12 protein-coding genes are annotated in these 12,786 nt (G+C 70.5%); 6 read left to right on the forward strand and 6 right to left on the reverse strand.

Going from position 1 to position 12,786, the window contains the following annotated elements:
* Position 1: 1 nt before the first annotated feature.
* The 6 genes from QMO56_RS05485 to QMO56_RS05510 are packed head-to-tail and all read left to right on the forward strand — an operon-like array spanning position 2 to position 4,802.
* A complete protein-coding gene (locus QMO56_RS05485) occupies positions 2 to 388 on the forward strand; it encodes a hypothetical protein (protein WP_283524029.1) in 387 nt (128 codons plus the stop codon).
* Positions 385 to 1,164, forward strand: coding sequence for a hypothetical protein (locus tag QMO56_RS05490; protein WP_283524030.1), 780 nt, complete (start codon positions 385 to 387; stop codon positions 1,162 to 1,164). The genes QMO56_RS05485 and QMO56_RS05490 overlap by 4 nt, the downstream gene beginning before the upstream one ends.
* A complete protein-coding gene (coxB, locus tag QMO56_RS05495; RefSeq protein WP_283524031.1) occupies positions 1,161 to 2,102 on the forward strand; it encodes a cytochrome c oxidase subunit II in 942 nt (313 codons plus the stop codon). Before QMO56_RS05490 ends, coxB begins: the two co-directional genes overlap by 4 nt.
* Positions 2,099 to 3,790 (forward strand): cbb3-type cytochrome c oxidase subunit I, encoded by a 1,692-nt coding sequence (locus tag QMO56_RS05500; protein WP_283524032.1) that lies wholly within the window; start codon positions 2,099 to 2,101, stop codon positions 3,788 to 3,790. Before coxB ends, QMO56_RS05500 begins: the two co-directional genes overlap by 4 nt.
* Positions 3,787 to 4,425, forward strand: coding sequence for a cytochrome c oxidase subunit 3 (locus QMO56_RS05505; protein WP_283524033.1), 639 nt, complete (start codon positions 3,787 to 3,789; stop codon positions 4,423 to 4,425). The genes QMO56_RS05500 and QMO56_RS05505 overlap by 4 nt, the downstream gene beginning before the upstream one ends.
* Positions 4,422 to 4,802, forward strand: a complete 381-nt coding sequence (locus QMO56_RS05510; protein WP_283524034.1) for a cytochrome C oxidase subunit IV family protein — start codon at positions 4,422 to 4,424, stop codon at positions 4,800 to 4,802. Before QMO56_RS05505 ends, QMO56_RS05510 begins: the two co-directional genes overlap by 4 nt.
* A gap of 124 nt (positions 4,803 to 4,926) precedes the next feature.
* Here QMO56_RS05510 and QMO56_RS05515 read toward each other — a convergent pair whose 3' ends face one another.
* From QMO56_RS05515 to QMO56_RS05540, 6 genes are all read right to left on the reverse strand, one after another.
* Complete coding sequence (locus QMO56_RS05515; protein ID WP_283524035.1) at positions 4,927 to 6,402, reverse strand: amidase; 1,476 nt, start codon at positions 6,400 to 6,402, stop codon at positions 4,927 to 4,929.
* 169 nt (positions 6,403 to 6,571) lie between these two features.
* Entirely contained in the window at positions 6,572 to 7,402 is an 831-nt protein-coding gene (locus tag QMO56_RS05520; RefSeq protein ID WP_283524036.1) for a sugar phosphate isomerase/epimerase, read from the reverse strand.
* Between the two features lie 195 nt (positions 7,403 to 7,597).
* Entirely contained in the window at positions 7,598 to 8,173 is a 576-nt protein-coding gene (locus tag QMO56_RS05525) for an HPF/RaiA family ribosome-associated protein (RefSeq protein WP_283524037.1), read from the reverse strand.
* Positions 8,174 to 8,193: 20 nt separating this feature from the next.
* Positions 8,194 to 9,258, reverse strand: a complete 1,065-nt coding sequence (locus tag QMO56_RS05530) for a hypothetical protein (protein ID WP_283524038.1) — start codon at positions 9,256 to 9,258, stop codon at positions 8,194 to 8,196.
* Positions 9,259 to 9,415: 157 nt separating this feature from the next.
* A complete protein-coding gene (locus QMO56_RS05535; protein WP_283524039.1) occupies positions 9,416 to 10,108 on the reverse strand; it encodes a lytic transglycosylase domain-containing protein in 693 nt (230 codons plus the stop codon).
* 83 nt (positions 10,109 to 10,191) lie between these two features.
* Positions 10,192 to 12,636 carry a glucose/quinate/shikimate family membrane-bound PQQ-dependent dehydrogenase gene (locus QMO56_RS05540; protein ID WP_349362342.1) on the reverse strand — a complete coding sequence of 815 codons (2,445 nt, stop codon included), beginning with the start codon at positions 12,634 to 12,636 and terminating at the stop codon, positions 10,192 to 10,194.
* Positions 12,637 to 12,786: the final 150 nt, after the last annotated feature.

The raw sequence follows: 12,786 nt of genomic DNA on the forward strand, positions 1-12,786 counted from the left end.
CATGCCGAACGATCTGACGGAACGCCGCTCCCGCATCGACCTGCGTTCCTGGCTGATCCTGGGCGTCGGGCTGGGCACGGCGGCCTTCCTCGCCCTCGCCATGGGCGGACTTTATGCCCTCTACAACTGGATGCAGGCGCCGATGGACTACGCACCCCCGCGGCAGTTCCCGCAGCCGCGGCTGGAGACCAACCCGGCCGCCAATCTGGACAGCTTCCGGGCGGCGCAACGTGCCGAGATGGAAGGGGGCAGGCAGGCGGACGGCACGCTGCATCTGTCCATCGAGCAGGCGATGGATCGCGTTGTCCGGCGCGGCGCGCAGGCCTATGCGCCGTTGCAGGCGCCCCCCGGCACGCCTCTGCCGGTTCGCCCGGAGGCGGTCCGGTGAGGCGGGGTCTGCTCCTTTTCCCGGCGCTGCTCGCTCTGCTTGGCGCCAGCCCCGCCCAGGCCGCGCTGACGCAGGCGACCCTCTCGGAGGTGGCGCTGGCGCCGCCGCCGGGGGCGCGGCTGCCGGCCGACCTGGCGCTGCACGACGCGGCGGGCCATGCCACCACGCCCGCCCAGGCGCAGGGCAAGCGGCCCGCCGTGCTGGTGCTGGCCGACTACACCTGCACCGTGCTGTGCGGCACCGAGCTGGGGCTGGCCGGAGCGGCGCTGGAGAAGGTGAAGCTGCGGGCGGGAAAGGACTACACCTTCCTGGCGCTGGGCATCGACCCGAAGGACGGGCCGGCCGAGGCGGCGGCGATGAAGGCGGCCCACTTCCCGGATGCGCCGGCGGAGGGCGTGCGCTTCCTGGTCGCCGATGCCTCCGGCATCGAGCGCGCCGAGGCGGCGCTCGGCTATACCGCGCGTTACGACGCCGAGACCGACAGCTACGCGCATCCGCTCGGACTGCTGGTGCTGACGGCCGACGGCGCCGTCTCCCGCGTGCTGAGCGGGCTGGAGATCGATCCGCCGACGCTGCGCCTGGCGCTGGTGGAGGCAGGGAAGGGACAGGTCGGCAGCCTGGGCGAGCAGCTGCGGCTGTTCTGCTACGGCTTCGACGCCGCGCGCGGGATCTACAACGCCTGGGTGGAAAGGGTGCTGACCATCGGCACCACCACCACCGTGCTGCTGCTCGGCGGCTTCCTGGTCTGGGCCCTCTGGCGGGAGCGCCGGGCATGAGCGGGGTCGCCTTCTGGCCAGCCGAGGCCTCCTCCGTCGCCGGACGGGTGGATGTCATCGTCATTGCGCTGCTGGTGATCAGCACCGCGATCGTGCTGCTGGTCGGCGGCCTGATTCTCGGCTTCTCCATCCGCTACCGTCGCGGCTCCTCCGCCCGGCGCGGGGAGCTGCCCGAGTTCATCCAGAAGGAGGTGGAGGTCGGCTGGATCGCCGGCACGCTCTTCCTGGCGCTGTTCCTCTTCGGCTGGGCCAGCATCACCGTGCTCACGGCGGAGCAGCAGAAGGCGGATGCGCTGGAGGTCCATATCGAGGCGCGGCAGTGGATGTGGAAGGCGCGGCATCCCAACGGTGCGCGTGAGATCAACACGCTGCACCTGCCGCTCGGCGAGCCGGTGCAACTGCTGATGCAGTCGCAGGACGTCATCCACAGCTTCTTCGTGCCGGCCTTCCGCGAGAAGCAGGACGTGCTGCCCGGCCGCACCACGCAGATCTCCCTGACGCCGACCAAGGAGGGCAGGTTCCCGCTCTACTGCGCGGAATATTGCGGCACCTTGCATTCGCGCATGGGCGGCGAGGTCGTGGTGATGAAGCCCGAGGACTACATCCGCTGGCGCGCCGCGCAGCCGCAGGAGGATGACCAGTCGAAGGAGGGCGAGGCGCTGTTCCGCACCGTCGGCTGCTCCGGCTGCCACGCGCCCGCCTCGCCGGTGCACGCGCCGGACCTCACGGGGCTCTACGGCCGCATGGTGAACCTGGCCGATGGCCGCACGGTGCGCGCCGACGAGGCCTATCTGCGGGATTCCATCCTGCAGCCGCGGCGCGACATCGCCGCGGGCTACGCGCCGATCATGCCGACCTTCGCGGGCATCCTGAGGGAGGACGAGTTGCAGAAGATCCTGGCCTACCTCATGTCCCTGCGGCAGGAGGGCGGTTCATGAGCGACCTGGCCGCGCGCCGCGTCCGTCCCGCCGAGGCTCCGGCCGAGCCATGGCACGACAACTACCTGACGGCCGAGCAGGGCATCCTCTCCTGGCTGACGACCACCGACCACAAGCGGATCGCCCTGCTCTACATGGCGTCGCTGCTGGCCTTCTTCATCATCGGCGGCTTCGCGGCGGTGATGATGCGGCTGGAGCTGTTCACTCCGGCGCAGGACGTGATGACGGCGGACGCCTACAACCGCATGTTCACCCTGCACGGCACCGTCATGGTGTGGTTCTTCCTGGTGCCCTCGATCCCCAACACGCTCGGCAACTTCCTGCTGCCGCTGATGATCGGCGCGCGCGACCTGGCCTTCCCGCGCGTCAACCTCGCCAGCTGGTACTTGTTCAACGGTGCCGGCCTGCTGCTGCTGCTCTCGCTGCTGCTGGGCGGGGTGGACACGGGCTGGACCTTCTACACGCCCTTCTCCACCATGTTCTCCAACGGCTATGTGCTGCTGGCGGCGCTGGCGGTGGTGCTGGTCGGCTTCTCCTCGATCATGACGGGGCTGAACTTCATCGCCACCGTGCACCTGCTGCGCGCGCCGGGCATGTACTGGTTCCGCCTGCCGCTGCTGGTCTGGGCGATCTACGCCACCTCCATCGTCATCGTGCTGGCTACGCCGGTGCTCACCGCCTCGCTGCTGCTGATCGTGGCCGAGCGCGGCTTCGGCCTGCCGGTCTTCGATCCCGCCCATGGCGGCGATCCGCTGCTGTTCCAGCACCTGTTCTGGTTCTACAGCCACCCCGCCGTCTACATCATGATCCTGCCCTCCTTCGGCGTGATCAGCGAGATCGTCACCTGCTTCGCGCGGCGGCGGATCTTCGGCTACACCTTCATGATCTACGCGATCCTCTGGATCGCGGTGATCGGCTTCCTGGTCTGGGGCCACCACATGTTCGTCTCCGGCCAGTCGCTCTTCGCCAGCCTGGTCTTCTCCTTCCTTTCCTTCGTCATCGCCGTGCCCTCGGCGATCAAGGTGTTCAACTGGAGCTTCACCCTCTACCGCGGGCAGATCACCTTCGAGGCGCCGATGCTCTACGCGCTCGGCTTCATCGGGCTGTTCACCCTGGGCGGGCTGACCGGACTGTTCCTCGCCTCCGTGCCGATCGACATCCATGTCACCGACACCTATTTCGTCGTCGCGCATTTCCACTTCATCATGGTGGGCGGCGCGGTGACGGCGCTCTATGGCGGGCTCTCCTTCTGGTGGCCGAAGATCACCGGGCGCCTGTACCCGGAGGGATGGGCGCGTTTCGCCGCGGTGCTGATGTTCTTCGGCTTCATCTTCACCTTCTTTCCCATGTTCATCATGGGCTATGCCGGCATGCCGCGCCGCTACGGCGCCTATCCGCCGGAGTTCCAGATCTGGCATGTCATGTCCTCCTCCGGGGCGGTGCTGCTGGCGGCCGCCTATCTCCTGCCGATGGGCTACCTGACGCTCTCCCTGTTCCGCGGCGCGCGCGCCACCGACGATCCCTGGGCGGCGACGGGCCTGGAGTGGCGCACCAGCTCGCCGCCGCCGCGCCACAACTTCAGGCGCATGCCGGTGGTGGATGAGGGACCTTACCTCTACCACCCGGAATCCGAGGGGCCGCACCACACCGAGCGGGAGCCGCACGAGAACCAGGGGAGGGGCGCATGAACAGCGGCGGCGAGGCCCTGCGGGAGCCCTGGGAAAGCCTGCGGCGGCAGCGCGAGGCGGCCGGCTTCGGCATGTGGCTCTTCCTCAACAGCGAGGCGCTGCTGTTCGGTGCGCTGATCGCCGCCTTCTTCGCCACCCGCTTCTACCATCCGCAGGCTTTCGAGGCGGCGGGGAAGGAGGCCGAGATCGTCTATGGCACGGTGAACACCCTGGTGCTGCTGACCAGCAGCCTGACCATGGCGGTCGCCTCCTTCGCCACCCGGGCGGAACTGCGTCGCGTGAGCTTCTGGAGTCTCGGCCTGACCCTGGCGCTCGGCCTGGTCTTCCTGGGACTCAAGATCATGGAATGGCGGTCCGACCTGGAGAAGGGCATGGTCCCCGGCCCCGGCTTCCCGATGGAGCAGCCCGGGGCAGTGCTCTTCTGGGGCTTCTACTGGGCGCTGACGCCACTGCACGCGCTGCACCTGATCGGCGGGCTCAGCACCGTGGGCTTCCTGACCTGGCAGGCGGCGCGGGGCGCGCGGCCGCTGCGCAGCCCGGCCTTCGAGGCGGCGGGGCTGTACTGGCATCTCATCGACGTGGTCTGGATCTTTCTCTATCCGCTGATCTACCTCCAGGGGCGGGCCTCCTCATGAGCCGGCACTCCCTGGGCGAGGGCGATCCGAAGACCCTCGGCGCGATCCTCTGGCGCACCGTCCCCGTCTGGGCGGCGCTGATCGCCCTGGCACTGGCGAGCTGCGCGCTGGCCTATGTGCCGATGGGTGGGTTCAACATGGCGGCGAGCCTGGCGATCGCGGCGGCGAAGATGGTGATGGTCGGCGTGTTCTTCATGCATCTGCGCCGCCCGGACCCGCTGCTGCGGCTCTCGGGTGGCGCCTGGCTGCTCTGGATCAGCTTCCTGCTGGCGCTGGTCTTCGCGGACCAGGCGACGCGCGCGCCGATCAGCCAGCCCGCCCGCACCGAAGGCGTGACGCAGCGGCCCACGGGCCCGGCGGGGATGCCGAGCTTTTAGAGCAGATCCTGTTCCGGTGGCATCATCGGAACGGGTGAAGATGCTCGTCAAAACAAACGGCTGGAGCGCTTTCCGCGAGCCAGAGCGAACGGAAAATGCTCTAAGCCCTGGCGGGGGCGCCGCCTCAGCCCTGGGTGACGTGCACGGCCGGCCGCCGCCCGGCATTCCACTGGCCGCTGATCGCCCGCTCGATCTGCGCCGCGAGCTGCAGCAGCAGCCCGTCATTCGCCTGCCGGGCCAGGGCGTGGATGCCCAAGGGCAATCCGTTGTCCTGCATCGCCAGCGGCAGGGAGATGCCGGGAATGCCGCAGAGATTGGCCAGCGGCGTATAGGCGAAGTTGCGCCAGAGATTGCCGAACCAGTCGAGCACCGAGGGATTGTCGCTGAGCGTCAGGTATTCCGTCGTGCCGATGCGCGGCGTCGGCAGGGCGGTGATCGGCGTCAGGATGATGTCCCAGTCCTCGAAGAAGGCGCCGAAGCCGCGGGACGTCGTGTTGAACACCGCCTGCATCCGCGCCCGCTCCGTGTAGGAGGTGTTCAGCCCGGCCTCCCAGATGCGGATGTTGACCGGCTCGACGCGGTCGGCGGGCGGCCGTTCGAGGCCGAGCGGCGCGAGCAGGTTGCCGATGGTCTGCGCGAAGTTGCTGATGTAGCAGGTGGTCTGCGCGGCGAAGGCGGCGCGGAAGTCCACCACCGGCAAGGCCCAGTCCACCTCGTGGCCGAGCTCTTGGAGGAAGCGGCCGACCCGCTCCAGCTCCTGCACCCGCTCCGGCGTGGCGCGGTAGTCACCCCATTCATGGGAGAGTGCGATGCGCAGCCGGCCGGGATCGCGCCGGATCAGCTCGGAATAGGGCTCGGCGGGGGACCAGTAGGGCATGAACTCGCCCGGTGCGCCGCCGCGGCAGCTGTCCACGAAGGCCGCCATGTCGCGCACCGAGCGGGTGAGGCAGCCCTGGGTGGAGACCAGCCCGGTCAGGTCCGAGGCGGAGGGCGCGATGGAGAAGACGCCCCGCGAGGCCTTCAGCCCGATCACGCCGTTGACGCCCGCGGGAATGCGGATGGAGCCGCCGCCATCCGTGGCGTGGGAGATGGGGAGGGCGCCGGCCGCGACCATTGCCGCGCTGCCGGCGGAGGAGCCGCAGGTGGTGTAATCGGTGTCCCAGGGGTTGCGCGTCACGTAGACGGCCGGGTTCTCCGCCGAGCTGCAGACACCGAATTCCGGCGTCGTGCTGCGGCCGAGGATGTTGAGCCCGGCCTGCCGGATCCGTCCGGCCAGGTAGCTGTCGGCGGTCGCGCGGTTGCCGCGCATCAGCAGCGAGCCCATTTCCTGCAGCCGGCCCTTCAGGGTCGGGCCGAGATCCTTCATCAGGTAGGGAACACCGGCGAAGGGGCCGGCCGGGTTCATGCCGTCCTTCAGCGGATCGGCCACGACATCCTCGAAGACCTCGACCACCGCGCTCAGGGCCGGGTTGGTGCGGGCGATGGCGGCGGCAGCCTGGGTGGCCAGCTCGGCGGCGGTCAGCTCGCCTTTGTTCACCCGGGCGGCCAGCGCCGTGGCATCGTGTCCCGCCCATTCGTCCCAGCTCATCGCCAGTGTCATGCCGCGTGCCCGCCTCCTGAATGCCGGGGAAGCGTAGAGAAGCACCGCACGGGGTCAAGCCGGCCTCACCCCTCTGCTGGAGCCGCGCTGGGGCAGCGCGTGCTGGCCGGGAACCGCGGCAGCCCGGGCCCGGAAAGGGGCCGGGGAGGCGCGCTCCCCGGCGCCGGCCTCACTCGGCGAGGCCGAGCTGCTCCAGATGGGCCGCGCCCTTGCGCAGCCCGGCCGGCTCCCGCACCTCCAGGATCAGCCGCGGATCGGAGGTGAGTGCCGCGAGGGCGGCGAAGACGGCCTCCCAGCGCACCGTGCCCTCGCCGGGGTGCCAGTGGCGGTCGGCGAAGCCGTCGGCGTCCTGCAGGTGGACGTGCTGCAGCGCGTCGCCGGCGGCATGCACGTAGTAGTCCACCGGGGGGGCGCCGGTGCTGCCATGGGCATAATGCGCATGGCCGGTATCGAGCGAGACGCGCACCGCCGGGCTGTTGAAGGAGGCGGCAAGGGCGACGCGGGCATGCGGGTCCTTGTCCTCGATGTTCTCGATGACCAGAACGCAGCCCATCGCCTCGGCGCGGGCGACGGCGCGGCGCAGGGTGAGGTGCACGCGCTCGACGAGCCGCTCGCGGGCGCCGGGAGTGTTGTCCAGGTTGTTGTGGCTCCAGGTCGTGTAGGGAGAGTGAACCACCATCTGGGTGACGCCCAGCGCGGCGCAGACATCAAGCGCCTGGTCCATCCGGCGGGCGACCACGGCGCGGATCTCCGGGTCCTCGGAGTCCAGCCGGAAGCCGAGGAAGGGCCCGTGCAGGCCGAGCCGGCCGCGATGGCCGTCGAGCAGCGCCTTGATCTGCTCGGCCAGCGGCTGCCAGTCCCCGTCCAGCACCTCCGGCGCGTAGAAATCCTGCAGTTCCAGGTCGCGCTGCCGTTCGAGGATCCAGCCCCGGTGCATCCGGAGCCCTTCGAGGGGGAGCGCGGCGCCGAGAAGGGGGCGCGCGCGGCGTGTTTCGGTCATGGCCGTCCTTGGTGCTGCCGTGAAGCGTCGCCGGATGCGGCTCAGGACCGGCGGGGCCGGGGCTCCAGGGTGGCGCGCCTGGCCCCGGTCGGTCCTTTGGCGCCCGGATTGTCGCCGGGCGCTTCTAAGCCGGGCCGGCTGCGCTTTTGTGACGCTTCCCGGAAGGAACGGTGACGGATGCCCCGCCCGGCGCGTTCAGGCCGCCGGCTTGGAGGTGGCGGTGCGGATCTTCGTCGCCGTGGGGCCGGCGCCGCCCTGCTCCTCGACATAGTGGACGCGGTCGCCCTGGCGCAGATCCTCGAAGCGGCCGTCGGTCACGCTGTCACGGTGGAAATAGAGCTGCGTGCCGGTATTGGTCAGGATGAAACCATGATCCTGCCCGGGCTCGATCAGCGTCACCTGGCCGGCCATGGCTTCCGCGCTCGGCTTGGTGGTGTCCTCGCGCAGCTTGCCCTTGAAGGATTCGAGCTGCCGCTCGGCGGCCTTGAAGGCGTCGCGCAGCGAGGTGCGCACGTCCGGATTGGCATAGCGTTCCTTGGCGCGCTGCGGCTCGCGCGAGACGGCGAGGTCACGCCCCGGGACGGAGAGGACGATGTGCACCTCATAGACATTCCCGGTCTGGTGCTGCTGGTGCAGCGCCTCCACGGAGACGCGGCAGCCGATCAGATGCGAATAGCGCTTCTGCAGCTTGTCCACGCCCTGGCGAATCTCGGCTTCGAGCGCGGAGGAAGAGGGCATGTTGTGGAAGGCGATCTCCAGCGGGCGATCCATCGGATCCTCCTTTCGTGCAATCAGTAGCGAAGCAGCGCGGCCGCCATGCTGGCGCGCGGGATGCGCTCGCGCGGCAGGGCGAAGGCGCGGCCTCCGGTGCGCAGCGTGGCGATGGCCACCTGGTTGAGCAGATCCTCGTCCAGCCCGTGCGCCGTGCCATGGACCTCCTGCAGGCCGGCCTCCAGGTCGAAGCGGCCCCAGACCGCCGCGTCGGAGGCCACCGCGACGGCATCGACGCGGCCTTCCTCCGCGGCGCGCAGGATCTCCTCCAGCCGGATCGCGACCGTGTTCTCCGCCGCGCCGAGGCGCGCGTTGATCTTCTCGATCAGCGCCTGGGCTTCGCTCTCCAGCAGCGGCTGGATCACGGCGAGGGCGCGTTCCTGCAGCTCCGCCGGGGAGAAGGCGTGCGGATTGAGCGACAGCCCCTCGGGCAGCAGTTGCGGCAGCTGCGCCAGCTTGCGGAAATGGCCGCTCACCTTGGGTTCCGCCGCCAGCAGCAGGGGGGCGGGATCACTCGTCAGGCGCGCCCTGAGGGTCTCGGCGACGCGCTGGATCTCCTCGACCAGGCCCGTCGCGCCCTCCTCCTGCGGCTCCGGCTCTCCGGCGGCTTCGGCGGCGGGCTGCTCCAGCCCCAGCGGGATTTCGCTGCGCTCGAAGGGCGTGACGGAGAACAGCCGGGCGCGCCCCGCGCTGAGCGCCAGCAGCCAGAAGCGGCGATGGCGCGCCATGACGGGCAGCAGCGGCTTGATGCAGGCATGCCGCGCCACGGTCACGTGGAAGGGGACGGCCTGCGGCAGCGGCAGCATCCGCACCCCGCTGTTGTGCAGGAACAGCGCGAGGGCCGGCTCCCGGTGCTCGGCGAAGTCGAGACTGGCGGCGACCTCCACAAGCGGGGCCAGCATTGCCTCGCGCTGGCGCTGATCGAGACCACGCCGCTCCAGCCCGGCTTCCGCCGCTTGCAGAACGTCCCGCAGGCGCCCCTGCTGCAGGCGGATGTCGCGCTGTTCGGGGTCAAGCGGAAGGTAGGCAGAAAGGACGTGCTCGGCAGGCTCGAAAAGATCTCTCAAATTGGCATTGCTGAGCATGGCGCTTCCTGCTGTTGGCACTGGAAGTTCAACGCCCCACGGAAACCGCGGTTTCGGCGCGGGAACTTGCCGGCCGCGGGCAGGAATCCCCCCGGGGCGCGCGCCGACTTGCCGTGCGTCCTGTGATGAGGCTGAAGGTTCCGGCTGCGCTCCGCTGCTACCGGGAGCCGGGCCGCAAGCAGACCAGGCGCGGCGTGGTCAGGCGGCGCCCGCCCCGCCCGCCGGTGAAGCGCAGCGCCGGCACCCGCCCGCTCGCACAGAGGCCGGAGACCAGCTTCGGCGGCAGCGGCGCCGCGCCGCCGCCGTTCCAGGCGGCGCCCAGGCGGGCAAGCGCGACCCGGCGGCTGTAGGCGAGGCCGCGCTCCGGCTCGCCCGAGTGATAGCGCGCGACGGCGGCGCCCCAGTCGCCGTGCTGCGCCCGCAGCGCGCGCAGGAAGCGCACGGCGTAGCGCGTGTTGGCCTCCGGGTCGAAGGCTTCCTCCAGGTTCTCGAAGGCCTTGGGATGATAGAGCAGATTGACCTGCATGCAGCCGACATCGATCGAGCGGGCGCCGCCCGCCAGCAGCTTCTCGACCGCCGCGATGGCGGCCGCCTTGCTGGGGACCGCGAAGCCTTCGCCCTCGACATTGTAGGTCCAGGGCCAGGGCACGGGGCGGCCGGTGGCCGGGTCGGGGCGGCCGCTCTCGACCAGCGCGATGGCGCCGAGCAGGCCGGGTGGCACGCCGGCGGCCGGAGCGATGCGGGCGATGGCCTGCCGGCAGAGCGCCGCGTCACGCTCCGCCGCATGGGCGGCGGGGGCGAGGATGGCGCCAAGGGCAAGCAGGGCGGTGGGGAGGGCGAAGCGGAGCATGCCCGGGAGAAGATGCGCCGGGCGGCGCGCGGCGCAAGCCTCCCCGCCGCCGCGGCAGGGCGGCGGCGGGGCAGGCGAGGCGCTCAGCGGCTGCTCGTCTGCGTGGGCCGGCCGTCGCCGGGAAGCGCATAGGCGATGAGGTAGTCGCCCTGCTTGGTGCCGAGCGAGCCATGGCCACCCGCCACGACCAGCAGGATCTGCCGGCCGCTCGGGGAGCGGTAGGTCATCGGCGTCGCCTGGCCGCCGGCGGGCAGGCGGTCCCGCCAGAGCTGCCGCCCCGTCGTCACGTCATAGGCGCGGACGTAGTAGTCGAGCGTCGAGGTCATGAAGGCGACACCGCCCCCGGTGATGATCGGGCCGCCGAGCGACGGCACACCCATCTTGAAGGGCAGCGGCACCGGCGACTGGTCGCGCACCGTGCCGTTCTTGTGCATGTAGGCGATCTCGCCGCTGCGCAGGTCCACGCCCGCGACATAGCCCCAGGGCGGCGCCTGGCAGGGCAGGCCGAGCGGCGAGACCAGCGGGCCCATGTCCACCGCGAAGGGCGCGCCGTAGTTCGGGTTCACGCCGATCTCGTCGGCGCCGCCCTCCATGTCGGAGCCGCCGGCGGGGCTCTGGATGTCGGCGGGGCGGTTCTCCTGCTGCTGCTCACGCGGGATCAGGCGCGAGTAGAAGGCGAAGTAGCTCGGCGCGGTGAAGGCCACCTGCCGCGCCGGGTCGATGGCGATGCCACCCCAGTCGAAGACGCCGAAATTGCCGGGATAGACCAGCGAGCCCTGCACGGAAGGCGGCGTGAAGATGCCCTCGTAGCGGAGCCGGTGGAAACGGATGCGGCAGTAGAGCTGGTCGAACATGGTGGCGCCCCACATGTCGCGCCCCTCCAGCGGCCGTGGCGGCGTGAAGGTGACGCTGGAGAAGGGCTGGGTGGGGGAGGTGTGGTCGCCCGCGGCGGCGCCCTGCGGCACCGGCCGCTCGGGCGCGGGGAAGATCGGCTCGCCGGTGCGACGATCGAGCACGAAGAGGTCGCCGCGCTTGGTCGAGGCCACCAGCGCCGGCACCGTCCGGCCCTCGATGGTGAGGTCCAGCAGGCTTGGCTGGCCGCCGATATCCATGTCCCAGAGGTCGTGGTGGACGGTCTGGTAGACCCAGCGCACCTGGCCGGTGTCGATGTCGAGCGCCAGGATGGAGCTGGAGAAGCGTTCCATGTTGGGCGTGCGGTGGCCGCCCCACTGGTCCGGCGTGGCATTGCCCATCGGCAGATAGATCATGCCGAGTTCCTCGTCGGCGCTGGAGATGCTCCAGCTGTTCGGCGAGTTGTGGGTATAGGTCTCGTCCGGGCCGATCGGCGCGGTGCGTTCGGGCTGGCCGGGGTCCATGTTCCAGACCAGCCGACCGGTGAAGACGTCATAGGCGCGGATCACGCCCGAGGGCTCGGTGGTGGAGACGTTGTCGCTGACATTGCCGGCGATGATGACCAAGTTGTGCGCCACCACCGGGGGGGATGTCGAATAGTAGAAACCCGGCTGCAGGTCGGGCATGCCCCGCCAGAGGTCCACATGGCCGTTCTCGCCGAAGCCGGGGCAGGGCCTGCCGGTCTCGGCGTCGAGCGCGATCAGCCGCGCATCGGCGGTGGGGAGGAAGATGCGGCTGGGGCAGGCGCCGGCCGCCTCCGCCTGCTCGGGCGCGGCCGCGTGGTAAGAGACGCCACGGCAGGTCAGGTGCTGCAGGTCCTTGGAGACCTTGATCTGCGGGTCGTAGCGCCACATCTCGCGCCCCGTCTCGGCGTCGAGCGCGATGGCGTAGTCGTGTGGCGTGCAGATGAAGACCTTGTCGCCCACCTTCAGCGGCGTCAGCTCGAAGGTGGTCTCGTTGGGGTCGCCGGGCTGCGGCATGTCGCCGGTGCGGTAGGTCCAGGCCACCTTCAGGTCGGCGACGTTCCGCGGCGTGATCTCGGCCAGCGGCGAGTAGCGGTCGCCGTGGTCGGTGCGGCCATAGGCGTGCCAGTCGCCGCTCGGCACGCCGGCATAATCGGTGGCCGGGGCGGTGTCGGCGCGGGGCAGGGTGCCGGTATGGCCGTGCGAATCGGTGACCATCGTCACCACGCCATAGGCGCCGCCCAGCACCAGGGCGGCGAGCAGCGGCACCGCGGCGCCGGACCATGAGAGCGGCGGCTGCCCCTCACGTCGCCGCAACGGCCGCGTGATCCAGGGCATCAGCAGGTACAGGCCGATGATGAAGATGATGTCGCCGCGCGGCGCGAGCTGCCACCAGTCCAGCCCGATCTCGTACCAGGCCCAGATGACGCTGCCGAGCACGACCAGGGCATAGAGCCAGAGCGCCGAGGGGCGGCGCAGGATCAGCAGCGCGCCGGTCAGCACGAAGGCCAGGCCGGTGATGGCGTAGTACCAGGAGCCGCCCAGGACGGCGAGCCAGACGCCGGCGGCGCCCAGCGCCAGGCCAAGCAGGAGGATGACGAGCCCGGAAATCCAGAGCGCGGGAGGGGAAGTTTGCGATCTGCGCATTGTCATGTCGTGCCCATTTGCCGGTTGCCGCAGCAACCGGCCCCGCCTGGGCGAAGTTCCCCCGTGAAGCATTCCGGCAGGGATGAGAGGATGCGCTGGCCTGCAGCCGCTGGGTGTGGCGGCGGGCCTTCCCCGGGGATGGGGGGCGCCTGGCTA

Origin of the sequence: Roseomonas sp. E05 (assembly GCF_030063475.1) — a bacterium.
Lineage (GTDB): Bacteria > Pseudomonadota > Alphaproteobacteria > Acetobacterales > Acetobacteraceae > Pseudoroseomonas.

Coding starts and splice junctions, on each gene's coding strand:
- QMO56_RS05485 (WP_283524029.1), top strand. CDS start 2: ATGCCGAACGATCTGACGGAACGCCGCTCCCGCATCGACCTGCGTTCC.
- coxB (WP_283524031.1), top strand. CDS start 1,161: ATGAGCGGGGTCGCCTTCTGGCCAGCCGAGGCCTCCTCCGTCGCCGGA.
- QMO56_RS05500 (WP_283524032.1), top strand. CDS start 2,099: ATGAGCGACCTGGCCGCGCGCCGCGTCCGTCCCGCCGAGGCTCCGGCC.
- QMO56_RS05505 (WP_283524033.1), top strand. CDS start 3,787: ATGAACAGCGGCGGCGAGGCCCTGCGGGAGCCCTGGGAAAGCCTGCGG.
- QMO56_RS05510 (WP_283524034.1), top strand. CDS start 4,422: ATGAGCCGGCACTCCCTGGGCGAGGGCGATCCGAAGACCCTCGGCGCG.
- QMO56_RS05515 (WP_283524035.1), bottom strand. CDS start 6,402: ATGACACTGGCGATGAGCTGGGACGAATGGGCGGGACACGATGCCACG.
- QMO56_RS05520 (WP_283524036.1), bottom strand. CDS start 7,402: ATGACCGAAACACGCCGCGCGCGCCCCCTTCTCGGCGCCGCGCTCCCC.
- QMO56_RS05525 (WP_283524037.1), bottom strand. CDS start 8,173: ATGGATCGCCCGCTGGAGATCGCCTTCCACAACATGCCCTCTTCCTCC.
- QMO56_RS05530 (WP_283524038.1), bottom strand. CDS start 9,258: ATGCTCAGCAATGCCAATTTGAGAGATCTTTTCGAGCCTGCCGAGCAC.
- QMO56_RS05535 (WP_283524039.1), bottom strand. CDS start 10,108: ATGCTCCGCTTCGCCCTCCCCACCGCCCTGCTTGCCCTTGGCGCCATC.
- QMO56_RS05540 (WP_349362342.1), bottom strand. CDS start 12,636: ATGACAATGCGCAGATCGCAAACTTCCCCTCCCGCGCTCTGGATTTCC.